General features: G+C 60.9%; 16 protein-coding genes, 2 tRNA genes and 3 rRNA genes. 18 read left to right on the plus strand and 3 right to left on the minus strand.

Annotated elements, in window-relative coordinates; all coding sequences use genetic code 11:
• Positions 1-210 precede the first annotated feature (210 nt).
• The 8 genes from E8E75_RS25015 to E8E75_RS25050 all read left to right on the plus strand — a co-directional run bounded on the left by E8E75_RS25015 (position 211) and on the right by E8E75_RS25050 (position 9,091).
• Positions 211-1,747 (plus strand): 16S ribosomal RNA (locus tag E8E75_RS25015).
• Positions 1,748-1,812: 65 nt separating this feature from the next.
• Positions 1,813-1,889: transfer RNA gene (locus tag E8E75_RS25020), tRNA-Ile, on the plus strand.
• 32 nt (positions 1,890-1,921) lie between these two features.
• A tRNA-Ala gene (locus E8E75_RS25025) sits at positions 1,922-1,997 on the plus strand.
• A 227-nt stretch (positions 1,998-2,224) separates the two neighbouring features.
• Positions 2,225-5,115 (plus strand): 23S ribosomal RNA (locus tag E8E75_RS25030).
• 135 nt (positions 5,116-5,250) lie between these two features.
• A 5S ribosomal RNA gene (rrf, locus tag E8E75_RS25035) occupies positions 5,251-5,366 on the plus strand.
• The 16S, 23S and 5S rRNA genes sit together here with 2 tRNA genes alongside, the layout of an rRNA operon.
• Positions 5,367-5,534: 168 nt before the next feature.
• On the plus strand, positions 5,535-6,197 hold the full coding sequence (locus E8E75_RS25040) for a paraquat-inducible protein A (protein ID WP_120654560.1): 663 nt from the start codon (positions 5,535-5,537) through the stop codon (positions 6,195-6,197).
• Positions 6,184-6,807 (plus strand): paraquat-inducible protein A, encoded by a 624-nt coding sequence (locus tag E8E75_RS25045; RefSeq protein WP_120654561.1) that lies wholly within the window; start codon positions 6,184-6,186, stop codon positions 6,805-6,807. Before E8E75_RS25040 ends, E8E75_RS25045 begins: the two co-directional genes overlap by 14 nt.
• Complete coding sequence (locus E8E75_RS25050) at positions 6,800-9,091, plus strand: MlaD family protein (protein WP_153918479.1); 2,292 nt, start codon at positions 6,800-6,802, stop codon at positions 9,089-9,091. The genes E8E75_RS25045 and E8E75_RS25050 overlap by 8 nt, the downstream gene beginning before the upstream one ends.
• A gap of 58 nt (positions 9,092-9,149) precedes the next feature.
• On the opposite strand, the gene mksF is transcribed toward E8E75_RS25050, so the two are convergent.
• From mksF to mksB, 3 genes are read right to left on the minus strand one after another with little or no spacing between them, the layout of a single operon-like run.
• Positions 9,150-11,984 carry an Mks condensin complex protein MksF gene (gene mksF, locus E8E75_RS25055; protein ID WP_153918481.1) on the minus strand — a complete coding sequence of 945 codons (2,835 nt, stop codon included), beginning with the start codon at positions 11,982-11,984 and terminating at the stop codon, positions 9,150-9,152.
• Positions 11,981-12,691 (minus strand): Mks condensin complex protein MksE, encoded by a 711-nt coding sequence (gene mksE, locus E8E75_RS25060; RefSeq protein WP_120654564.1) that lies wholly within the window; start codon positions 12,689-12,691, stop codon positions 11,981-11,983. Before mksE ends, mksF begins: the two co-directional genes overlap by 4 nt.
• Entirely contained in the window at positions 12,691-13,950 is a 1,260-nt protein-coding gene (mksB, locus tag E8E75_RS25065) for an Mks condensin complex protein MksB (protein ID WP_120654565.1), read from the minus strand. Before mksB ends, mksE begins: the two co-directional genes overlap by 1 nt.
• Positions 13,951-14,186: 236 nt before the next feature.
• Between mksB and E8E75_RS25070 the strand changes: the two genes are divergently transcribed.
• From E8E75_RS25070 to E8E75_RS25115, 10 genes are all read left to right on the plus strand, one after another.
• A complete protein-coding gene (locus E8E75_RS25070) occupies positions 14,187-14,795 on the plus strand; it encodes a hypothetical protein (RefSeq protein ID WP_120654566.1) in 609 nt (202 codons plus the stop codon).
• A 174-nt stretch (positions 14,796-14,969) separates the two neighbouring features.
• Positions 14,970-16,016: a DUF6160 family protein gene (locus tag E8E75_RS25075; protein ID WP_280359880.1), complete on the plus strand. Its 1,047-nt coding sequence runs from the start codon at positions 14,970-14,972 to the stop codon at positions 16,014-16,016.
• Between the two features lie 2 nt (positions 16,017-16,018).
• Positions 16,019-17,047: a hypothetical protein gene (locus E8E75_RS25080; protein WP_120654567.1), complete on the plus strand. Its 1,029-nt coding sequence runs from the start codon at positions 16,019-16,021 to the stop codon at positions 17,045-17,047.
• On the plus strand, positions 17,037-17,645 hold the full coding sequence (locus E8E75_RS25085) for a DUF6160 family protein (RefSeq protein ID WP_120654568.1): 609 nt from the start codon (positions 17,037-17,039) through the stop codon (positions 17,643-17,645). Before E8E75_RS25080 ends, E8E75_RS25085 begins: the two co-directional genes overlap by 11 nt.
• Before the next feature lie 10 nt (positions 17,646-17,655).
• Positions 17,656-19,980, plus strand: coding sequence for a DUF6160 family protein (locus E8E75_RS25090; RefSeq protein WP_153918483.1), 2,325 nt, complete (start codon positions 17,656-17,658; stop codon positions 19,978-19,980).
• Between the two features lie 273 nt (positions 19,981-20,253).
• Complete coding sequence (locus E8E75_RS25095; RefSeq protein WP_120654570.1) at positions 20,254-21,804, plus strand: 2-isopropylmalate synthase; 1,551 nt, start codon at positions 20,254-20,256, stop codon at positions 21,802-21,804.
• The gene (locus E8E75_RS25100; RefSeq protein ID WP_153918485.1) at positions 21,801-22,604 is read left to right on the plus strand and encodes an energy transducer TonB; all 804 of its coding nucleotides are present in this window, start codon (positions 21,801-21,803) and stop codon (positions 22,602-22,604) included. The genes E8E75_RS25095 and E8E75_RS25100 overlap by 4 nt, the downstream gene beginning before the upstream one ends.
• Positions 22,601-23,053: a ribosomal protein S18-alanine N-acetyltransferase gene (gene rimI, locus E8E75_RS25105; RefSeq protein WP_120654572.1), complete on the plus strand. Its 453-nt coding sequence runs from the start codon at positions 22,601-22,603 to the stop codon at positions 23,051-23,053. Before E8E75_RS25100 ends, rimI begins: the two co-directional genes overlap by 4 nt.
• 71 nt (positions 23,054-23,124) lie before the next feature.
• Positions 23,125-23,769 carry a carbonate dehydratase gene (gene can / locus E8E75_RS25110; RefSeq protein ID WP_120654573.1) on the plus strand — a complete coding sequence of 215 codons (645 nt, stop codon included), beginning with the start codon at positions 23,125-23,127 and terminating at the stop codon, positions 23,767-23,769.
• Positions 23,770-23,772: 3 nt separating this feature from the next.
• Positions 23,773-24,684, plus strand: a complete 912-nt coding sequence (locus E8E75_RS25115) for a DMT family transporter (protein WP_120654574.1) — start codon at positions 23,773-23,775, stop codon at positions 24,682-24,684.
• Positions 24,685-24,687: the final 3 nt, after the last annotated feature.

The following is a 24,687-nucleotide window of genomic DNA, read 5'->3' on the forward strand; positions in this document are numbered from 1 at the left end:
AGGCTGCTGTAGAATGCGCGGCCTCGGTTGAGACGAAAGACTTGATCGAAACGCTCTTTAACAACTGAATCAAGCAATTCGTGTGGGTGCTTGTGAGGTAAGACTGGTAGTCAACTGATTATCAGCATCACAAGTAACACTCGTGAATTCGAGAGTTTATTTGCGATTGCTGAGCCAAGTTTAGGGTTTTCTCAAAACCCAAGCAGTATTGAACTGAAGAGTTTGATCATGGCTCAGATTGAACGCTGGCGGCAGGCCTAACACATGCAAGTCGAGCGGCAGCGGGTCCTTCGGGATGCCGGCGAGCGGCGGACGGGTGAGTAATGCCTAGGAATCTGCCTGGTAGTGGGGGATAACGTTCGGAAACGGACGCTAATACCGCATACGTCCTACGGGAGAAAGTGGGGGATCTTCGGACCTCACGCTATCAGATGAGCCTAGGTCGGATTAGCTAGTTGGTGGGGTAATGGCTCACCAAGGCGACGATCCGTAACTGGTCTGAGAGGATGATCAGTCACACTGGAACTGAGACACGGTCCAGACTCCTACGGGAGGCAGCAGTGGGGAATATTGGACAATGGGCGAAAGCCTGATCCAGCCATGCCGCGTGTGTGAAGAAGGTCTTCGGATTGTAAAGCACTTTAAGTTGGGAGGAAGGGCAGCTAGTTAATACCTGGTTGTTTTGACGTTACCAACAGAATAAGCACCGGCTAACTTCGTGCCAGCAGCCGCGGTAATACGAAGGGTGCAAGCGTTAATCGGAATTACTGGGCGTAAAGCGCGCGTAGGTGGTTCAGCAAGTTGGAGGTGAAATCCCCGGGCTCAACCTGGGAACTGCCTCCAAAACTACTGAGCTAGAGTACGGTAGAGGGTAGTGGAATTTCCTGTGTAGCGGTGAAATGCGTAGATATAGGAAGGAACACCAGTGGCGAAGGCGACTACCTGGACTGATACTGACACTGAGGTGCGAAAGCGTGGGGAGCAAACAGGATTAGATACCCTGGTAGTCCACGCCGTAAACGATGTCGACTAGCCGTTGGGATCCTTGAGATCTTAGTGGCGAAGCTAACGCGATAAGTCGACCGCCTGGGGAGTACGGCCGCAAGGTTAAAACTCAAATGAATTGACGGGGGCCCGCACAAGCGGTGGAGCATGTGGTTTAATTCGAAGCAACGCGAAGAACCTTACCTGGCCTTGACATGCTGAGAACTTTCCAGAGATGGATTGGTGCCTTCGGGAACTCAGACACAGGTGCTGCATGGCTGTCGTCAGCTCGTGTCGTGAGATGTTGGGTTAAGTCCCGTAACGAGCGCAACCCTTGTCCTTAGTTACCAGCACGTTATGGTGGGCACTCTAAGGAGACTGCCGGTGACAAACCGGAGGAAGGTGGGGATGACGTCAAGTCATCATGGCCCTTACGGCCAGGGCTACACACGTGCTACAATGGTCGGTACAAAGGGTTGCCAAGCCGCGAGGTGGAGCTAATCCCATAAAACCGATCGTAGTCCGGATCGCAGTCTGCAACTCGACTGCGTGAAGTCGGAATCGCTAGTAATCGTGAATCAGAATGTCACGGTGAATACGTTCCCGGGCCTTGTACACACCGCCCGTCACACCATGGGAGTGGGTTGCTCCAGAAGTAGCTAGTCTAACCGCAAGGGGGACGGTTACCACGGAGTGATTCATGACTGGGGTGAAGTCGTAACAAGGTAGCCGTAGGGGAACCTGCGGCTGGATCACCTCCTTAATCGAAGACTTCAGCTTCTTCATAAGTTCCCACACGAATTGCTTGATTCAATTGCGAAGGCGATTGGGTCTGTAGCTCAGTTGGTTAGAGCGCACCCCTGATAAGGGTGAGGTCGGCAGTTCGAATCTGCCCAGACCCACCAATTGTCGCGGGGTCGTATGACCGGTTGACATTGGGGCCATAGCTCAGCTGGGAGAGCGCCTGCTTTGCACGCAGGAGGTCAGGAGTTCGATCCTCCTTGGCTCCACCATCTCCAGGCTGACCAAGAGTCCAGAATTGAATATCCCGGGTGGGATATTGAATTCTGAACTTTGCTTCAGAATCGTTCTTTAAAAATTCGGGTATGTGATAGAAGTGACTTGTTGAGTGTTTCACTGCACTCAATAATTCAAGGTAAAATTTGCGAGTTCAAGCGCGAATTTTCGGCGAATGTCGTCTTCACCCCTATGATCACGAGCAGATTGCTTGGGGTTATATGGTCAAGTGAAGAAGCGCATACGGTGGATGCCTTGGCAGTCAGAGGCGATGAAAGACGTGGTAGCCTGCGATAAGCTTCGGGGAGTCGGCAAACAGACTTTGATCCGGAGATCTCTGAATGGGGGAACCCACCTAGGATAACCTAGGTATCTTGTACTGAATCCATAGGTGCAAGAGGCGAACCAGGGGAACTGAAACATCTAAGTACCCTGAGGAACAGAAATCAACCGAGATTCCCTTAGTAGTGGCGAGCGAACGGGGATTAGCCCTTAAGCTTCTTGGATTTTAGCGGAACGCTCTGGAAAGTGCGGCCATAGTGGGTGATAGCCCCGTACGCGAAAGGGTCCAGGAAGTGAAATCGAGTAGGACGGAGCACGTGAAACTTTGTCTGAATATGGGGGGACCATCCTCCAAGGCTAAATACTACTGACTGACCGATAGTGAACCAGTACCGTGAGGGAAAGGCGAAAAGAACCCCGGAGAGGGGAGTGAAATAGAACCTGAAACCGTATGCGTACAAGCAGTGGGAGCCTACTTTGTTAGGTGACTGCGTACCTTTTGTATAATGGGTCAGCGACTTATATTCAGTGGCGAGCTTAACCGAATAGGGGAGGCGTAGCGAAAGCGAGTCTTAATAGGGCGTTTAGTCGCTGGGTATAGACCCGAAACCGGGCGATCTATCCATGGGCAGGTTGAAGGTTAGGTAACACTGACTGGAGGACCGAACCGACTACCGTTGAAAAGTTAGCGGATGACCTGTGGATCGGAGTGAAAGGCTAATCAAGCTCGGAGATAGCTGGTTCTCCTCGAAAGCTATTTAGGTAGCGCCTCACGTATCACTCCAGGGGGTAGAGCACTGTTTCGGCTAGGGGGTCATCCCGACTTACCAAACCGATGCAAACTCCGAATACCTGGAAGTGTCAGCGTGGGAGACACACGGCGGGTGCTAACGTCCGTCGTGAAAAGGGAAACAACCCAGACCGTCAGCTAAGGTCCCAAAGTTCTAGTTAAGTGGGAAACGATGTGGGAAGGCTTAGACAGCTAGGAGGTTGGCTTAGAAGCAGCCACCCTTTAAAGAAAGCGTAATAGCTCACTAGTCGAGTCGGCCTGCGCGGAAGATGTAACGGGGCTCAAACTAGACACCGAAGCTACGGGTTCGTCGTAAGACGAGCGGTAGAGGAGCGTTCTGTAAGCCTGTGAAGGTGAGTTGAGAAGCTTGCTGGAGGTATCAGAAGTGCGAATGCTGACATGAGTAACGACAATGCGAGTGAAAAACTCGCACGCCGAAAGACCAAGGGTTCCTGCGCAACGTTAATCGACGCAGGGTGAGTCGGCCCCTAAGGCGAGGCAGAAATGCGTAGTCGATGGGAAACGGGTTAATATTCCCGTACTTCTAGTTATTGCGATGGGGGGACGGAGAAGGCTAGGCCAGCTTGGCGTTGGTTGTCCAAGTTTAAGGTGGTAGGCCGAACACTTAGGCAAATCCGGGTGTTCAAGGCCGAGAGCTGATGACGAGTGTTCTTTTAGAACACGAAGTGGTTGATGCCATGCTTCCAGGAAAAGCCTCTAAGCTTCAGATAACTAGGAACCGTACCCCAAACCGACACAGGTGGTTGGGTAGAGAATACCAAGGCGCTTGAGAGAACTCGGGTGAAGGAACTAGGCAAAATGGCACCGTAACTTCGGGAGAAGGTGCGCCGGTGAGGGTGAAGCATTTACTGCGTAAGCCCATGCCGGTCGAAGATACCAGGCCGCTGCGACTGTTTATTAAAAACACAGCACTCTGCAAACACGAAAGTGGACGTATAGGGTGTGACGCCTGCCCGGTGCCGGAAGGTTAATTGATGGGGTTAGCGCAAGCGAAGCTCTTGATCGAAGCCCCGGTAAACGGCGGCCGTAACTATAACGGTCCTAAGGTAGCGAAATTCCTTGTCGGGTAAGTTCCGACCTGCACGAATGGCGTAACGATGGCGGCGCTGTCTCCACCCGAGACTCAGTGAAATTGAAATCGCTGTGAAGATGCAGTGTATCCGCGGCTAGACGGAAAGACCCCGTGAACCTTTACTGTAGCTTTGCACTGGACTTTGAGCCTGCTTGTGTAGGATAGGTGGGAGGCTTTGAAGCGAGGACGCCAGTTCTCGTGGAGCCATCCTTGAAATACCACCCTGGCATGCTTGAGGTTCTAACTCTGGTCCGTCATCCGGATCGAGGACAGTGTATGGTGGGCAGTTTGACTGGGGCGGTCTCCTCCTAAAGAGTAACGGAGGAGTACGAAGGTGCGCTCAGACCGGTCGGAAATCGGTCGCAGAGTATAAAGGCAAAAGCGCGCTTGACTGCGAGACAGACACGTCGAGCAGGTACGAAAGTAGGTCTTAGTGATCCGGTGGTTCTGTATGGAAGGGCCATCGCTCAACGGATAAAAGGTACTCCGGGGATAACAGGCTGATACCGCCCAAGAGTTCATATCGACGGCGGTGTTTGGCACCTCGATGTCGGCTCATCACATCCTGGGGCTGAAGCCGGTCCCAAGGGTATGGCTGTTCGCCATTTAAAGTGGTACGCGAGCTGGGTTTAGAACGTCGTGAGACAGTTCGGTCCCTATCTGCCGTGGACGTTTGAGATTTGAGAGGGGCTGCTCCTAGTACGAGAGGACCGGAGTGGACGAACCTCTGGTGTTCCGGTTGTCACGCCAGTGGCATTGCCGGGTAGCTATGTTCGGAAGAGATAACCGCTGAAAGCATCTAAGCGGGAAACTCGCCTCAAGATGAGATCTCACTGGGATCTTGAATCCCCTAAAGGGCCGTCGAAGACTACGACGTTGATAGGTTGGGTGTGTAAGCGCTGTGAGGCGTTGAGCTAACCAATACTAATTGCCCGTGAGGCTTGACCATATAACACCCAAACAATCTGGTGATTGTGGGTGCGACTGGTTGAAGTCGACAGACCGAAAATTGGCCTGAACCGCAAAACAGACTGTCACATACCTGATTCGGGGTCGCGTCGCAGACGAGATCCCAACCGAATTGCTTGACGACCATAGAGCGTTGGAACCACCTGATCCCATCCCGAACTCAGCAGTGAAACGACGCATCGCCGATGGTAGTGTGGAGCTTCTCCATGTGAGAGTAGGTCATCGTCAAGCTTCTATCCCAAACCCCCGATCCGTGAAAACGGTTCGGGGGTTTGTCTTTGGGCGCGAGAAAGTGTGCGGTACCGCGTCGAAGCCGGTAGCGCCCGGAAACTCTTGAATCGCCACCGCCAGTGCTGCGCTCGTCTAGAATAGCCGCGATACCTAAAGAGCCTTACCACCATGCCCGAACAGGCGGAACAACGCCCCCTTTCCGAACTTCCTCTGCACGACCTGATTGCCTGTCACGAGTGCGATCTATTAATGCGCCACCCACACATCGGCGAAGAGCAAAAGGCCTGTTGCCCGCGCTGTGGCTATGAATTGGTGGTGCACCGCTCGCAGATGGAGCGTCGCGCCCTGGCGTTGGTGCTGACTGCACTGTTCTTGTTCGTACCGGCAAACTTCCTTCCGATCATGAAGCTCAACCTGCTTGGGCAGACCAGCCACGATACGGTTTGGACAGGGGTTTTAGGCCTCTACAACACGGGCATGGAAGGTGTCGCGGTGTTGGTGTTCCTGTGCAGCATGGTTATCCCGCTGATCAAACTGCTCTGCCAGCTGATTGTGTTGGTTTGCATCAAGACTCGGCGCGCCCTTGGCCTGGGGCTGATGCTCTATCGCCTGTATCACCACCTTCGGGAGTGGGGAATGCTCGAGGTTTACCTCATGGGCATCCTGGTTTCCATCGTCAAGTTGATCGATCTTGCAGACCTCCATCTGGGCATCGGTCTGGCCTGTTTCATTGGCTTGCTGCTGGCCCAGGTATGGCTCGAGGTGACCATGTCGCCACACCAGGTGTGGGATGCACTGGACGCCGAAGGAGACGCCCATGCGAGCCATTGATGCCGGCATCATCGTCTGCGACGAATGCCATCAGTTGAACCGCCCTGAGTCCGATGAGGATCACGGTTCCTGCAGCCGCTGCGGTGCACGCCTGCACCCTCGTCGCCCCAACAGCCTGACCCGCACCTGGGCATTGCTGATTACCGCGGCCATTCTCTATGTGCCGGCAAATGTGCTGCCAATCATGACGGTGAACTTCTTAGGCAACGGTGCGCCCTCGACCATCATGGGTGGTGTGCTTGAGCTGATTCACGCCGAGATGGTGCCCATTGCCCTGGTCGTTTTCGTCGCCAGCATCCTTGTGCCCACTTTCAAGTTGGTGGGCATCGCGCTGCTGCTTTACTCAGTACAGCGACGACTGCCCATGTCACCGCGACAGCGCATCCTGATGTACCGCTTCATCGAATGGATAGGTCGCTGGTCCATGCTGGATATCTTCGTCATCGCCATCCTTGTGGCGTTGGTGAACTTCGGCAACCTGGCCAGCATCGAAGCCAACCTGGGAGCGGCTGCCTTTGCTACCGTCGTGGTGATAACCATGATCGCGGCAGTGACTTTCGATCCCAGGCTGATCTGGGACAACACCGATATGGACGACGAGAATGCCTGAGTTGCCAACGCCTAAAACCCGTAAAACCACGAGTTGGTCTGCCATCTGGGTGCTACCTCTGCTGGCGCTCATCATTGGCCTCTGGCTCGCATGGAAGGCCATGAGTGAAGCAGGCATCGAGATCCAGATCCGTTTCGAGAACGGTGATGGCATTCAAGTCGGCAAGACCCAACTGATGTACAAAGGCATCCAGGTCGGCAAGGTGATCGACCTGCATGTCAGCAACGACATCAAGGGCGTGATTGCGACGGTCGAGGTGATGAAGGAGGCCGAGCCCTACCTCAGTAAGGAAACCCGTTTCTGGCTGGTACGCCCGCGGGTATCGCTCGCTGGCGTTACGGGACTGGAAACCCTGGTTTCCGGTATCTACATCGCCATCGATCCGGTCAAAGGCGAGCCCGCGCGACGCTACACGGCGCTCGCTGAGCCCCCACCACTGTCCGATTCGCTTCCCGGCCTTCACCTCACTCTGAAGGCCGAGCGCCTCGGTTCGCTTGAGCAAGGGAGCCCAGTCTACTACCGGCAGATTCAGGTCGGTCAGGTGAAGAGTTACCAGTTGGCGGAAGACCAGCGCACCGTCGAGATCAAGGTGCACATCGAACAGCCCTACGCGCATCTTGTGCGCAAGCACACTCGTTTCTGGAATGCCAGTGGCCTCAGCGTCACTGCGGGTCTGTCGGGCGTGAAGATTCGCACCGAGTCCGCGCTAAGCATCATGGCCGGCGGCATCGCTTTCTCCACGCCAGAGCACCGCCAAGACAGTCCGCCCACTGACCCGAGCATCCCGTTCCGGCTGTATGACGGCTTCGAGTCCGCCGAGGCGGGCCTTCGCGTATTGCTGCGGATGGACGACGTCAGTGGCCTCAGTCCGGGCAACACCCCGGTGATGTACAACGGTGTCCAGGTCGGCACCCTGAAGAAGCTGGACATGGACAAGGACTTCACGGGCGCCACTGCCGAACTGACCATGGAACCACGTACCGAAGACTTCCTCGTCGAAGGCACCGAGTTCTGGACGGTGAAACCGTCGATCTCGCTGGCGGGCATCACCGGCATCGAAGCCCTTGTGAAGGGGAACTATATTGCTGTGCGCTTCGCCAAGGAAGGTACGCCGACCCGTGAATTCAAGGTGCGCCCCAAGGCGCCTCCACTCAACACCGATGCGCCCGGTCTGCACCTGGTGCTGACCAGCGAGCGACTCGGCTCCCTGGAGGTCGGCAGCCCGGTGCTGTTCCGTCAGATGCGCGTGGGCAGCGTGCAGAGCTACCAGCTCTCGCGTAACCAGCAGCGTGTGGTGATTGGCATTCACATCGAGCCCGAGTTCACCAAGCTGGTCAACGAGTCCACCCGCTTCTGGAACTCCAGCGGTATTACTCTCAAGGGCGGCCTGTCGGGGGTCGAGGTGAAGAGTGAATCCCTGCAGACTTTGCTGGCGGGCGGTATCACCTTCGACACCCCAGATCCGAAAGCCAAGCCGGTCACCCGGCCGCGTCGCTTCACCTTGTATGACGATGAGACTCAAGCCGTCGTCAAGGGCACTCTGGTCGACATCATCATTCCGCAGGCCGAGGGCGTGAAGGCCGGTACGCCGATCCGCTTCAAGGGCATCGATGTGGGCGAAGTGGAAACCGTGACCCTGAACGGTGATCTATCCGGCGTAACGGTCAAGGCACGTCTGACCCAGGCGGCGGATCGCATTGCCCGCGCCGGAACCCAGTTCTGGGTGGTGCGTCCGGAGCTCGGTCTGCTGCGCACGGCCAATCTGGAGACACTGGTCAGCGGCCAATACCTGGAGGTGCTGCCAGCTGCCAAGCCTGGCGCAGCCCAGACCCGATTCACCGCGCTGGATCAGGCGCCGGATGCACTTGCGCGCCAGGAAGGCCTGCGCATCACCCTCAGCGCGCCGCGACGTGGCTCGATCAAACCGGGTGTGATCGTCAGCTATCGCGAGGTTCCCGTTGGTAAGGTGCTCTCCTACGAGCTCGGCAAGACCGCCGACCGCGTCTTCATCCATGTACTCATCGAACCGCACTACGCGCCCCTGGTGCACAGCGGCAGCCGCTTCTGGCACACCAGTGGTGTCGGGGTGGATGCCAGCCTGTTCGATGGTGTGAAGGTGCGAACTGGCTCCCTGGAGTCCTTGGTGGAGGGCGGGATTTCCTTCGCCACACCGAACGAAGGGCAGATGGGCAACGCCGCGCTCAATGGCCAGACCTTCGCCCTGCATGACGATGCCGAGGACGAGTGGCTGACCTGGGCGCCGAAGATTCCTTTGGCGAAGTAAGCACGTAACAAACAAAAGGGCCGCAATCCGCGGCCCTTTTGCTTTTCTGGCGAACGGATCAGGCGGGTTCGGCCGCCTCGTCCTTCGCATCCTGGGTGGCGGTAGCCACGTCGCGACGCTTGATGAACTTCCAGTCCGCCTCGTCGATGTAGATGCCGTTCGGGCCACTGCCGCCTTCCAGGTCGATGGCGACGTTGGCCGATACCTGCGGCTTAACCGACGCGAGGATGGGGGTGAAGCCCAGTTGCTGGCTGGTTTCGATCAGCGCCTGCTGGTTGCGTTCGTCGATGTCTGCCGCTTCGTCCAGGTAGTAGGGCAGTCGAATTCGCCCGGCTTGCTCGCGATCCATCAGGTGCAACAGCAGGTACATGTTGGTCAGCGCCTTGATCGTCATCGTGGTGCCGTTGGAGGCGGCGCCGTCGATATCGGTGTGAATGACCGGCTGGCCATGCACCTTGGTGATCTCGAAGGCCAGTTCGAACAGGTCTTTCAGGCCCAGCTGGTTGCCGTTGGCCGCCACCAGGCGCGCCAGGTACTCCTTGGCTTCCTCGTTCTTCGCGTCCTGGTCGCTGGAGTTGGTCAGGTCGAAGACCGAGAGGGTCTCGCCCTCCTCGTACTGTCCGGCGCTGTGGATGATCTGATCGATGTGACGCAGGGCTTCCTTGTTCGGCGCAAGGACGATGCGGAAGCTCGACAGGTTGGAGACCTGGCGCTTGTTGATCTCGCGGTTGAACAGCGCCAGCTGGTGTTCCAGGTTGTCGTAGTCGCTGCGGATATTGCGCAGGGTCCGGGCGATGTCGGTGACTGCGGCGCGGCGTGCCTTGGCCAGGGTCAGGGCTTCGTCCTGGCGGTGTGCGTAAGCGTTGATCAGCAATTGCAGGCGGCGCTCGGCGTCGTCTTCGCTGTCGAACTTGGCCACACCTTTGAGGCGGACCTGCGCGTAGAGCGCTTCGATCTGGCCGTCGATGCGCTGCAGTGCCTGCCACGTATCCTGGTAGTCATTGAGCAGCGGCAGCAGATTGTCGAGGCTGTCGTCCACCGGGTCCATGAACGGCTTGCCGAAGGGCAGGTCGGCGGGCAGCAGCTGGCGACGGCGCAGGGCGTCTTCCAGGGTGCGTTCCTTGGCTTCCAGGTCGGCGAGTTGACGCCCTACCAACTGCAGCTTGGCGGAGAGTTGCTGGACGCGTTCGGTGAAGGCATCGGCGGAGCGCTTGAGCTCATCCTGGGTGGCTTCCAGCTGCGCCAGCTCTTCCAGCTTGGCGGGCTCTTCGGCAGCCAGGGTCTGGCTCTTGCGGAAATCTTCCAGGGCTTTCTGCGCGTCGAGCACGTCCTGGTACAGCTTCTCTGCCCGGGCCTTGCTCGCCGCGCGGTCGGCGGCAACGGACTGCTGGGTCTTGAGCTGCTTCAGCTCGCGTTCCAGGCGGTCTTTCTGGTCGCGCAGGGCTGCACGGTCGGCCAGGGCCTGGAGGGCTGGCGGTTCGATGTGGGAGAGGTCGATGGACAGGCCCGGTACTTCGAACTGGCTGCCTTTGAACTGGTCGAGCACGGTTTCCAGGGTCTTCACCCAGGCTTCGCCGTCGTCCAGCTGAATACCTTTCTCGCCCAGCGGGAGGCTGAACAGCTGGCCGTTGAACAGGCGCATCAGGCGGTCCACGTCGGCCTGGGAGAACTCTTCGCGCAGGCGGGAGTAGCTGTTGTTGTCGGCGTGGTCGAGCTGCTGTTTTACCGCCTTCAGACGCTTCTCCAGATCGCGCAGGCGCTCGTCCAGGTCTTCGGCGGAGAACTGGCGGGACTGCGCGAGGGCGCCGGCCAGTTCGTCGTGGGCATCCTTGGCGGCGAGCAGCTGCTGCTCCAGCACTTTGGCATTTTCCACCAGGGCAAAGCGGTTCTTCAGCACTGCCAGCTCGCCCAGCCAGCGCTGGTTCTCGGTGATGGCACGCTCCAGGCGCATCATTTCCTGGGTGCCGCCACGCTGTTCGCTCTGCAGACCGTCCTGCTCGTTGCGGTAGTGCTCGGCCTGGATCACCAGCTCCTCGCGGCGAGCGCCGGAATAGTCCTGCCAGGTCCCCAGCAGCGAATCCAGCAACGGCGAGATTCGGTGCAGCTTGCCGCGCAGGGTCTCGCGTTGGGCCACGCCGTTGGCCAGGGCCTCGACCAGCGGACCGGCGGAAACCAGCGCCTGGTAGTCCTGCTCCATGCGGCGCACGTCGCGGAAGGCCTCTTCGCAGGCGGCGATGTAGTCCACGCTGCCCGAGCGCAGGCTGTGCTCGAAGGCATCGAGGAACAGCTGCTTGAGCTTGGCCGCGGTGATCTCGCGCATGTGCAGCAGGTTGATGAACAGCGAGCGGAAGGTCTTCAGGCTCTGTTCGCTGGTGGAGCGCAGCGGGATCAGGGTCAGGTCCAGCGGGATGGAGGTATGACCGCCCACCAGCAGGCGGCGAAGTTCATCGGGCTTGAGCTCGTAGGCCTTGATGCCTTCGCGCTCCAGGCTGTTGAACAGCTCGCGCTGACGCAGGCAGGTGCCGTCGCGCTGGTAGTGCTCCAGGTTCAGTTCGCCCCGGTAAGCGAAGAACTGGTGACCGAAACCACCGCCCGGGCCGCGACCTGCAACGCCGATGACGTGCGGGCCATGGGGCAGGGAGACTTCAACCAGGATGTAGCTGGTATCGGTGGCGAAGTAGAACTTGCGCGACTGCTCCAGGCTGTACTTGCCGAAGCTCATGTCCGACATGCGCGCCAGGATCGGGAACTGCAGCGCGTTGATCGAAGCCGATTTACCGAGGTTGTTGGCGCCGTAGATCGACAGCGGGGTTTCCAGCGGGAACAGGCCCAGGCTGTAACCGGCCGTGTTCAGCAGGGCGAAGCGGCGGATGCCGTAGCGTTCCTGGCTCATGCGTCTTCCTCCTGGGCGGCGCGTTCTTCGACCATGGCACGGGCCAGGGCGTCTTCTTCGGACTCTGCGGGCGCATCGACGGTTTCAGGCTCGTCGATGGGGATGATGGCGTCGCCGCTGTCGTCATCCAGTAGTACCGGGGCATGCAGCTCCAGGTCGGTGCTGTGCAGGCTGGCAGCCAGGTCGCGGTCATGCTGTACCGCCAGGCACACATCGAGGAAGCGGTGCATTGGCGGCAGGAAGCGGTAAACACCGTTGCTGTCTTCGGCAAAGCCGAGTTGGGTGAGCCGGCGGATTACCTTCTCTTCCAGTTCTTCATGGGTGGTTACCTCGGCCTGCATGAACAGGTCGCGGTACTTCTCCAGCAGGGCTGGCAGTTCGTCGCGGCCGATGCTGCCGCCATCGAGTACCGCAAGCGGGTCGCGGCCCTGGTCGGCCAGGTGTTCCACCAGGATGAAGGTGAACAGAGCCAGGCGCTGGGCGGTCTTGTTCACCTGGGCACCCATCTGCTCGGGCACGAAGTAGTAGAAACCACGCGGGTCGCAGACCAGCTCGAAGCCGAGGCCCTTGAACAGGGCGCGGTACTGGTCCTGCATGGTGGACAGCTGGGCGTAGCACTCCGGCTCGCTGCGGGAGAGGTGATAGCCCTTGAACAGCTCGCGGAAGATAGGCGCCAGCTGGGTCATTTCTTTCAGGTCGATATTCATCAGGAAGTCTTCTCGGCCGCGGCGTTGGGGCTCTTGATCAGGGCGTAGGAGCTCAGGCTGACCTGGTGCTCGGCGGTCAGGTAGTCACGACGCTCCAGGCGATCGCGCGAGAAGCGCGAATCGCGGGAAAGACGCGAGAACCAGTAGAGGAGTTCGTCGGTGGCGCCTTCGGGTTCCTGCTCCAGTAGCCAGACCATCAGGTCCGGTAGCGGCAGGGCCTGCTCGCAGCGGTCGAGCATTTCCCGAGCGGTCTTCGGTGAGCGCGGTGCAGTGGCCTTGCGCGCCCCGCCGGATTTCGGGAAGTGCGCCGGTTTCGGCTGGAAGCGTGCCAGGGCGTAGACATAGGCCTCCACCTGCGAGCCACTGCCCAGGAAGGTGGTCTGCGGGCGGGTGAACAGCGGCATCGCGGCCTGGGGCACAGCGTCCAGGCCCTTCTTGCGGATCACCGACAGCGCCAGGGCGGCGCCACGGGTCACGGCATTGTGCCGACGCGCTTCTTCGCGCAGCGGCAGCAGGAGCTCGCGGGCCTTGCGCAGGGTGATCTGGGCACTGGTCTGCATCTCCAGGATGCGTGCATGGGTGCGCAGCAGCAGGTCGTCGTCTACCAACTGGCCAAGGCGTTGCTGTTCGCCCAGGAGGCGCAGCAACACCTGCTCGACGCGCCGCACACCTTGCTCGAAGGCACCGTCGGCGGCCACCAGCTGGATCATCGGCTCGACGTACTCGTCCCAGGTGGCCAGCACTTCAGCGTAGCGCTGGCGCAAGGGAATCTGCCGGTCGCTGGTTTTGGCGCGGTCGGCCACGGCCACCAGGGCCTGCTCGTCGTTGTCGAGCTTCTTCAGGACATCGCGTACACGCATGTCGAGCAGACGCAACTGGCGCGCCAGGTCGTTGCCGTCACGGATTTCGAAGGCTTCCTGGATATAGCCGGCGAGGCGTTCCAGGTGACGCAGGTAGGCTTCGATCTCCAGGCACAGGCCGAGGCGGTGTTCGCGCCGCAGGTAGGCGAGGAAGTCGTGGATCTGCGCGTTCAGCTCGAAGCGGTTCGGACTCTTGGCCACAGGAACCAGGATGTCCAGGCGCACCCAGAGGTCGAGCAGGGCAGTCACGTCGGTGGGCGTGCCCTCCGGCAACTGGCCGGCGAGCTGCACGCGCAGTTCCACCAGGCTCAGGGTGCCGGCATCGAAGCGCTCGCAGAGCGGCTCGAGCAACGTCCAGTGTTCGGCTAGGGCGCGCAATACGCGCTTGGGATCGATCATCGATTGGCCGGGGTTCGCTGAAAAAAGAGGCGATTGTACTTCAGGTTGCTGGCAGCGATTGAGCTTCAACCGATCAGAGGAGCGACACCCGTCGCGGACTGACATTTTTTGGCAGTTTGCGACTGGCATCGTGCTATCAGATAGCCGAAAAAGGCTGGAAAGCCTTGTGCAAGTGATTGAATTCCCTGGCATGTTTTCTGCGTTAGGGAAGCGTCCGCTGTATGACCGCAGGAACCATGAGCCCCGAATCCGCACTTCTCGCCGACGCCCGCTGGGCCGAGCTGGAACGCCAGACCGACCTGGCCTGGGACCTCGACGCCATCACCAACCGGCAAGAGGCCATCGACTTCCTGCTGCACTTCGAAAACCGCCTGTGCGTCTATTCGGGGTACGTGGAAAAGCTCTACAGCCGCTACAGCTTCGTGGTGCCCGAAGAGGAACATGGCAGCATCACCATCCTTCCCGACGAGATGGCCTGGTACGACACCTTCCATGACATTCCTGCAGACGCCGTGTTGCCTACCGGTATCCATGTCCTTCCCGGTGAAGTGCTCGGCTCGACCGGCCTCTACCTGAAGATCCCCGGCGAGCACCGTCTCAGCGCTTCACACGAACTGCCCTTCCTGGACGGCCTCAAATTCCTGATCCAGCGTTACCAGTCCCGTGGCGAGCAGTTCCTGCCAGTGCTGGTCAAGGGTGACCTGCGCGAGTACGAGGCGCGCATGCCTTCGTTGCACCTGCATCGCATCGATGCGAGTCGCCTGGGACGCAATTCCCGGCTGGAGGTCTCGAACATCAAGGGCGCCATCGCCGATCACCTGGTCGGACTGTTCCGCCAGGGCTGACCTCGGCGTTACCCCTTTGTTGCGATGGGTAACAGCCATCCATCGCCGACTTCCTGGCAAGCACCCTCAACTCGACTATGGGTCGGGACGCTTCCCGGCCTGCCTCCCTATAGTGGCTAAAAAGGGGACGAGTCTTCGTCGCTTGCCCATACAAGAACAATCAGGGATGTCGCCATGCGTTCGAATCCGCTGCCCGCCTGGTCGCTGAAGGCCATTCTTCTTGCCGGGGTGTTCTCCTCGTCTATCGCCCAGGCGCGAATGGAGGAGCTGGCCGACAGCGAACTGTCCGACATCACCGGCCAGGCATTCATCAACCTGACCACCGACGCCAATGCCGGGATCAACTACACCCGCGTCAACTTCGGGGTGAACGTCGACACCCAGCTGAACATGAAGAAGCTCCAGCTCGGCCAGTATGACGACTCCGTTACTCGGGCGGGGGAAGTCGCTGGTTCGTCCGACATCCTCATCAACAACTTCGCCCTTGGCACCGTGAATGCGGACGGCTCGGTTAACCCATTCCGTATTGCCGATCCCTTCGTCGAACTGGCCTATTCCGGCAACAAGGTGGTGGGTGTGCGCATCGGCTTCGGCGAGGCCAAGGGCGTGTTGTCGGGGGATATCCAGAGCCTGACCGGGAATATCCCGGTGCACATCACCGGCACCGCCAAGCCCATCATCGACAAGGCTTCGGGGTTCGATCAGTTCCTCCTGGCGCTGGCCGGTATCAGTGACTCGACCAGGCTACAGGCCGACGCCACCCTGGTGAACTCCAGCGGCAACGCCGATCCGGTACGCGGTGGCATGGCCGGCCTCACCAATGGCACGGCGCTGAGTTGCGTCAGCGGTTGTAACCTCGGCGGCCTCTCCGACGCTCTGCTCAGCCTGTTCAAGTCCAGCGGTTGCGGCATCCTCTCCCTTAATACCTGCTTCCCGCTCAGCGACTTCAAATCCCTGCCGGTGGGCAACATCAGCAACATGAACACCATGGAGGGCGCGGCGAAGGGCTTCTTCATCTCCTTCCAGACCCAGGACCTGGCGTGGAAGGACATGGACCAGAACGCCTTCATGACCGCCCTCAAGGGCGCTTTCATGAACATGCCCAAGTACCGCGACGCCAACGGCAACTTGGTGTCGCCGATCAACATCGACTTCGAGCAGGCGTTCAATGGCATCCCGCGGCAGGACACCTGCCTGGGCACAGCCACCGCGGGGTGTTGAGCATGCGCAGAACCATCGTGATCCTGCTGTCGTTGGCCGCCGCCACAGCGCAGGCTGAACTCAAGGCGCTGGATGACGCGGAGCTCTCCAATGTGGACGGTGCCGGAATCGGCTTCGTGCTGGATCAGGTCCTGCTGGACGCCAACAACGCGACCATCACCATCAACGACATCACAAACGCCGCCAAGCAGAACGTGCCGATCTCGGTGAAGGAGTTCTACCTGGGCGCCGCCGGCAGCAACAAAGGGGCGAATCTGAGCCCGGTTACCATCGGCCGGCTCGACCATCCCTTCGCCCTCAATCTCGCCAAGGGCGAAGCCATGCGCACCCTGCGCGACGATGGGCAGTGGGTGCAGACCACCCCGAGCAATGTCACTGTCCTCGAATTCATGTTTCCGGAGCGCCTGACCGGCGCCGCCGGCCAACCCTGCATCGCGGGTTTGGCTGCCGCCGGCAACAACTGCTCCAGCCGCGCCAGCGAGAAGGTCGATCTGGGCATCCGCTTCGATTTCCAGGTGGCCGCCGGACGCACCGATATCCTTAACCTCGACTTCGCCGAGCTGGCGATGGACGGCTCCTACTTGCGTCTGTGGGGGGACAGCAGCCGCAGCCAGATGGTCGGCGAGGCGCGTATCAATCTGTTCACAAAGAGCCTGCAGATCATGAGCTGCGCAGCCGGCACCACCGGTTGCACGACTGCCACCGAGCAGCGCGACCGCACCATCTTCCTCAACAACGCCTTCGCCAACATATCCCTCGGCTACGGCAAGACCCAGCCGCTGCTGTTCGACGTGAGCAGCAACGGCCAGTTCGTGCTCGAACTGCCCAACCCCACGGCGTCCGGTACCTCCCAGGCGCAGAAGGATGCGCTGGCCGCTGACTTCTACGCCAACGCGCCGCGCACCAACATCGTCATCAACAGCCTCCAGACCGGCAGCGGCAGCTTTTCCAGCGGTGGCTACAACTTCGGTTACAACGCGCTCCAGGGGCTCAGCATCAATTACCTGAAGGTGACCAGCCATGACCTTTAGGGCGCTCTACCTGGCGGTATTGCTGGTGCTACCGTCGATGGCGCGAGCCGAGTTGCAAGCGCTGGAGGACGCCGACCTGAGCCAGATGAGTGGGCAGGGCGGGGTGTACCTCTCCGGCGAGTTCAGCATCAACAAGAATGGCGGCGTGCTCTGGAACACACCGGTGTCCAATAATCCGGCCACATGGACGGCCAACGAGCGCAGCTGCGCCATCGCTGGTGCCGCCACTCCGGAAAGTTGCGGCCTGCGCATCGCCATCCGCTCCGAGGCCAATGGCGGCTGGTATGTGCTGGACAACCTCAAGGGCATCTTCAGCTTCGAGGGCCTGACACTGAACACCCGACTGATCAGCAGTGGTTTCGGCGGCGACGGTGCGGCCTTCAACCAGGATGTGCTGGCGCTGGGCCTGCCCAACGAGATGCGCTTCAAGAACGGCAGCTTCGCCTTCGGCGTGGCCAACCAGGGTGGCTGGCAGAACAAGTCCGGCACCGTCGCCAACGGCGGCAATCCCAGCTACCAGCAGACGAATATCTTCTCGGCGAAGATCGACGGCACCATCCGCATGCAGGGCAGCGTGCTGATCTTCCCGAAGAACTGAGGAACCGCCCATGCGCCCAGCCCCCTTGCTGTTCGGCATGCTCCTCGCTTCCCAGGCCCAGGCCATGGAAGCGCTGGACGACTCCACCATGGCTTCGGTCAGCGGCCAGGGCGGTATCAGCCTGGAGGCTTCCAGCAAGGGCTGGTCGGCCAGCAACGTCAGCTACACACAGGACGGCCGCAGCCTGAACCTGCGGGATGTGAGTAATCGCGCCGCCACCGGCACCACCAGCACCTCACAGTCGACCATCGATGTGCAGGGCGGCCAGTTGGAGGTCCAGCACAGCTCCACGCCGCAGGTGCTGGCAGTGAACAACATCGAGATGGATGGCAGCAGCAAGAGCTTTGGCTCGTTCCGAGCCTTCTATACCTTGGGCGCCACCTTGAAGCTCAAGGGAGGCGGGGCCAGCGGCGTAAGCGGCATCGCGGTGAACGACAGCCGGCTGTCCCTTAGCGATGTGACCTTCTACTACCGCGACAACGGCTTCGACCTCATTGTCAAAGGCCTGTCCTTCGACACCTACCTGAACAACGCCTACCTGGACATCGTCAGCGGTGGCAGTGGTCAGGAGGTCAAGCTCAACCTCGGTGACGCGCGCTTCATCGGCACTGTCGGCGGTATCAGTCTCGACCTCGCCCACGGCGATCCCACGGTCTCCCCCGTGACGCCCGGCGCGCCGGACCTGCGGGACCCCAACGCCAGCCGCAGCTTCGGCAAGCTGAACATGGACCTGCGCCTGGGCGGCAGCCTCAGCGTCGCAAGTGGCGGTGCGAGCGGCGATGGCATCCGCGTCCGCCCGGACCTGAATATCGGTAGCAGCCTGTTCCAGTATCAGGACGAAGGCATCCTTCGCGCCGAGAACTTCTCCGGCACCCTGCGCAGCCTCGGAGGCCTGACCATCGACTTGGCCCAGGACGCAGGCAGCAGTTATGCACAGGTGGCCTTCCAGGACCTCAAGCTCAACGCCACCCTGGGCGGCTTGATCATCGGCAACCCGATCAACCAGAAACTGGGCAGCCTGGCCATCGACCTCAACTTCGCCGACGACGGCGCCAAGCAGAACTGGCTCAAGCTACGTCCGGGCGGCGACCCCAACTCCGGGGCGAAGGGCCTGACTGCCGATGTCAGCTGGAACATGGCCAACAGCTCGGTTTCCCTCACCGATAACGGCAACAGCATGTGGTTCAGCGGCCTGCGCACCAACGGCACCGGCCAGCTCACCCTGGACCTGACCAAGAGTTGCGCGGGCGGGGTCAGCACCGGTTGCTACGCCGGCACCCAGAGCGACATGGGCAAGGGCAACTACAACGGTCATTTCGACGGCCTACGCCTGGGGCTTTCCAACATCAAGGGCGGTTACAGCTTCGACGGCCTGCGCGTTGGCTCGGCCGATGCGCCGTTGCAGGGCGGCACCGAACTGCTGGTGCTGATGGAGATCTTCCCGGCCTACGACTTCACCCTGAATGGCCAGATCACCCTGCTGCCGGGGGGGAGCAGTGGCGACGGTGTGCGTTACAACGCCGACTTCGTCTTCAGCGATGCCCGTGCCGCCATCACGGTGGATGAAACCGGCAAGGGCCTGTGGCTGGCCGGCACCACCTACGACATGCACTTTCGCGATGGCTCGGTGGACGTGAGCAACAACGGCATCGAACTGCGCAAGGGTACCTACTGGTCGAAGCTGGAGGTCAGCGACCTGCGCTGGGGGGATCGTGCCACCGGCACCAGCCTTGGCAGGTTGGTACTGAAGCGCTTTGAGCTGGGCTCCACGCTGGCGGTGAGCTCCGGTGGTGCGGGCGCCCTATGCGTCGGCGGCAGCGGCCCCAATGCCGGTGCCTGCTCGGCCAGCGGCGGGCGCTGGGAGGATCGGGGCAATGAAGGTGTGTCGGTGAAATTGAAGAACGTCTTCGTCCGTGACACCGCGATCGACAGCACCACCAATGGCGTGGCCACCGACGAGAAGCGTAACCAGATCGTCTGGGAAACCAATCGCGTCAACGGCGCCGCCGGCACCGGCAGCCAGCTGGTTGTGGATAACTTCTCCACCTCGGATGGCAACCCCAGTGACCCGAACGCCAACACCTACGGCTTCAACGCCGACCTCAACCTGGACGTGGCGCCCACCAAGGTGTGCACGAAGAACGGCGGCAACTGCACCCCGGTTTCCCCGGACCCGCTGGGCTTCGCGGTGAACGGCCGCATCCACTTCAAGGAAATCAACGTCGACCGCCTGCAACACGTCCACCCAACCGGCGGCGCCGTCACCTCCATGTATGGCATCAAGGTGCAGAACGCCGACATCAGCGCCAACCTGACAGCGACGCCGATCAATTGAAGCCCCCAGGGGGCTTTCATTGTGGGAGCGAATTCATTCGCGATTGCAGGATGCAGTCCTGCCCAGGAACCCCGGGGGAGCGCTTCGCGCTCCTTTCGCGAATGAATTTGCTCCTACCAGGTTTCCCTGACCCTTCCATCACCCGCCCGCCGACCTTTCCGCCCACCGCTTTTCACGCCACAATCCTCTGATCGGGTGCCGTCGCCACAAGCAGTCCGGCACCATCAGCCTGAGCCCCGGCCGCACGCACGGTGGGGCCGTGAGGAGCAAGCCATGAGCAGCCAAGATCGCGTCATCATCTTCGATACCACCCTGCGGGACGGCGAGCAGAGCCCCGGCGCTTCCATGACCAAGGAAGAAAAGCTGCGAATCGCCAAGGCCCTGGAGCGCATGCGGGTGGACGTGATCGAGGCCGGCTTCGCCATCGCCAGCCCCGGCGACTTCGAGGCGGTAAAGGCCATTGCCGACAGCATCAAGGACAGCACCGTGTGCAGCCTGTCGCGGGCAGTGGATGCCGATATCGACCGCGCCGCCGAAGCCCTGGCCGGCGCCAACTCCGCGCGCATCCACACCTTCATTGCCACCAGCCCCATCCACATGCAGTACAAGCTGCGCATGCAGCCGGACCAGGTGGTGGAGCAGGCCATTCGGGCGGTGACGCGTGCACGCAACCTCTGCGAAGACGTGGAATTCTCCTGCGAAGACGCCGGCCGCTCGGAAATCGATTTCCTCTGTCGCATCATCGAAGCCGCCATCGATGCCGGTGCTCGCACCATCAACATCCCCGACACTGTTGGCTACGCCATTCCGCACCAGTACGCGGAAACCATGCGCCAGCTGCTGCAGCGCATCCCCAATGCCGACAAAGCGGTGTTCTCGGTGCATTGCCACAACGACCTGGGGCTGGCCGTGGCCAACTCCCTGGCTGCCGTTGCAGTGGGCGCCCGCCAGGTGGAATGCACCATCAACGGCCTGGGCGAGCGCGCCGGCAATGCCGCGCTGGAAGAGATCGTGATGGCCATCAAGACCCGCCAGGACGTGCTCGGTGTCTACACCAACATCGACACACCGCACATCCTCAGCACGTCGCGCATGGTCTCCGGAATCACCGGTTTCCCGGTTCAGCCGAACAAGGCCATCGTCGGTGCCAACGCATTCGCCCACGAGTCCGGTATTCACCAGGACGGCGTGCTCAAGCACCGCGAAACCTACGAGATCATGTCCGCCCAGTCCGTCGGTTGGCACACCAACAAGATGGTGCTGGGCAAGCACTCCGGGCGTAACGCGTTCCGCACCCGCTTGGACGAGCTCGGCATCCAGCTGGGCAGCGAGGCCGACCTGAATGCCGCCTTCACCCGCTTCAAGGAGCTGGCGGACAAGAAGCACGAGATATTCGACGAAGACCTGCAGGCGCTGGTATCCGACACCTTGGGCGAGGAAGCCCCGGAGCACTTCAAACTGGTCTACCTGGAGGTCGCCTCCAAGACTGGAGAAGTGCCCCAGGCCAAGCTGGTGCTGTCCATCGACGGCGTGGAGCAAGGCGCGAGCGCCGACGGTTCCGGTCCGGTGGATGCCACCTTCAAGGCCATCGAAAGCCTGGCGACGTCCGAGTCGAGCCTGCAGCTCTATTCGGTCAACGCCATCACCCAGGGGACCGATTCCCAGGGTGAAGTCACCGTCCGCCTGGAAAAAGCCGGACGAATCGTCAACGGAAACGGTGCGGATACCGATATAGTTGTCGCCTCCGCAAAGGCCTACCTCAACGCGCTGAACCTGATGCAGGCCGGCGTGCGCAAGGCTCACCCACAGGTTGCTGACGTTTGATCACAGAACACCGTCGTCGCGCGTATCTCGATGCCATGCAGGTAGCCACCTGGCTACCCCGCACGGCATTGCCCTTCGCCGCACCTTCCAATCCCGAATTGCTGGCCCTGGTTCCGGATGTCCCCCACGAGGACGCACCGGTGCCGGTTGCTGACGCAACGCCCAAAGCACCCGCAGCGGAAGCCCGCCCGTCGGCGCCCTCCGCGCGCGCCAGGATCGAGATTCCCCGTCCTGGCAGCGCCCCGCGACCGGCCGTACAGCCCGAACCCGAAACGGCTGCCGAACCGGAAACCGCGCCGACCAAGGCGGAAACGCTTCCGCCGCCGCGCTTCTCGCTGCAGCTTCTGCGCGCTGGCAACTGCCTGCTGCTGGTGGAGCTGCCAACTGGCGAGCCGTTCCAGAGCCGAGACCCGGCCTACCTGCTGCTGAAAGACCTGTTGCGCGCTGCCGGCCTGCCGGACAGCCCGCAGATCCTCGGCGAGCCGGTGCGCTGGCCGTTGCTCAGCCGCGGCAACATGGACCAGGGCCCCGATGCCGCACGCGACTTCATCCAGGGCTTCGTTGGCGTGCGCATGGAAGAGCAGGGCGATTGCGCCTGTCTCTGGCTCGTGGGCCTGCCGGCGGTGCGATTTGCCGGTGAGGCCGACGCCCAGGCCTTCAACCGAGAACTCCAGGTTGAAGGCCTGGGCGCCGCCTGGGCACTGCCTGGCCTGGAACTGTTGATGGACGAGCCCGAACTCAAGGGCGCACTCTGGCAAGCCATGCGCCGCGTGATGCGCCGCTGGAAGAACACTGAATGACCGATGCCGTTTCCTTCCGCCCGATGACCGAGGCGGACCTCGATACAGTCCTGAAAATCGAATACGCCGCCTTCAGCCATCCCTGGACCCGCGGCATCTTCAACGACAGCCTCAAGTCCTACGATTGCTGGCTGATGTTCGAAGGCAGCCAGCAGGTCGGCCACGGCGTGATCAACGTCATCGTCGGCGAGGCCCACCTGCTGAACATCACCGTCAAACCGGAAAGCCAGGGCCGCGGCCTGGGCCTGCGCCTGCTGGAGCACCTGATGGAGCGCGCCCGTGAACTGGAAGCCGGCGAATGCTTCCTCGAAGTGCGCGCCAGTAACCAGTCCGCCTACCGTCTGTACGAGCGTTATGGCTTCAACGAAATCGGCCGTCGCCGCGACTACTACCCCGCCGTGGGGGGCCGCGAAGACGCCCTGGTCATGGCCTGCACGCTGATCGATTGAGCCCGGCGCAGGCCATTGCCAAAGCTCCCGGTGCTCCGTAAGGTGCCGCCAGCCAGAAGAGGAGAAGAAGCATGAGCGACCTGCAACAGTTGATCGACAACAACGCGCGCTGGGCCGAGAAGATCAAGCAACAAGACCCGGACTTCTTTGCCAAGCTGGCCAAGCAGCAGGTGCCGGAGTACCTCTGGATCGGCTGCTCCGATGCCCGCGTGCCGGCCAACGAAATCGTCGGCATGCTGCCCGGCGACCTCTTCGTCCACCGCAACGTGGCCAACGTGGTACTGCACACCGACCTCAACTGCCTGTCGGTCATCCAGTACGCCGTGGACGTGCTCAAGGTGAGGCATATCCTGGTCACCGGCCACTATGGCTGCGGTGGCGTCCGCGCCGCCATGCGCGATACCCAGTACGGCCTGATCGATGGCTGGCTGCGCACCATTCGCGACCTCTACTACGACCAGCGCGAGCACCTCGCCACCTTCGCCACCGAAGAAGAGCGCGTCGACCGCCTCTGCGAGCTGAACGTCATCCAGCAGGTGGCCAACGTCAGCCACACCACTATCGTCCAGAACGCCTGGCACCGTGGCCAGGAACTCTCCGTCCACGGCTGCATCTATGGCATCAAGGACGGCATCTGGAAAAACCTCAACGTCACCGTCAGCGGCATGGAACAACTGCCGCCGCAGTACCGCCTGCGCCCTATCGGACAGAACTGAACCATGACGCAATACAACAGCCGGGCCGTTGGCCTGGCCTGGCTCGGCCTGCTCGTGGCCAGCGTTTTCTGGGCCGGCAACGCCTTGGTTGCCCGCGCCTTCCACGATGCCATCCCGCCGTTCACTCTGGCCTTCTGGCGCTGGACGCTGGCGCTGGCCATCCTCCTGCCTTTCGTCGCACGACCCATGTGGGAACATCGCAGCGCGCTGCGTTGCGCCGGCTGGCGCCTGCTGGTGGTGGCAGCCCTGGGGATCAGCACCTACAGCGTGCTGCTCTATTTCGCCGCGCGCACTACGGTGGCCATCAACCTCACTCTGCTCAACACCTGCCTGCCGCTGGCGACCTTCATCGGCGCGGGCGTGCTGCTCAATGAGTGGCCGCCACGACGTGCCTGGCTTGGCATGGCGGTAGCGACCAGCGGACTGCTGGTGCTGATCGCCCAGGGCCGCCTGGCGCAACTGGCAGCGCTGTCGTTCAACCCGGGTGACCTGATCATGTTGCTTGCCGTAGTGGACTGGGCGCTTTACACGCTGCTGCTGCGTCGCTGGAACCACTACTTCAAGCTGCCGCCGCTGGTGCTGCTGGGCGCCTTGGTGGCGAGTGGCGTGCCCATGCTTCTACCGTTCTATCTGCTGGAGTTGGCCAGTGGGCAGCGCTTCGAGCTGTCTGTGGAAAACTTTGCCGCCATTGGCTACACCGGCGTCTGCGCTTCCCTCCTGGCCTACCTGTTGTGGAACCAGGGCATCCGAATTCTGGGTGTGGCCAAAGCCGTGCTCACCAATTACCTGATGCCGGTGTTCACCGCGCTGCTCGGATACCTGCTGTTGGGCGAGGGCTTGCAGGCCTACCATTGGCTGGGTGGGGCGATGATTTTCTCCGGCCTGTTGTTGGCGACGCGCCCCTCGCTGAGGTGAGCC

The organism is Pseudomonas sp. BN606 (assembly GCF_029873115.1).
Taxonomy (GTDB): Bacteria; Pseudomonadota; Gammaproteobacteria; order Pseudomonadales; family Pseudomonadaceae; genus Metapseudomonas.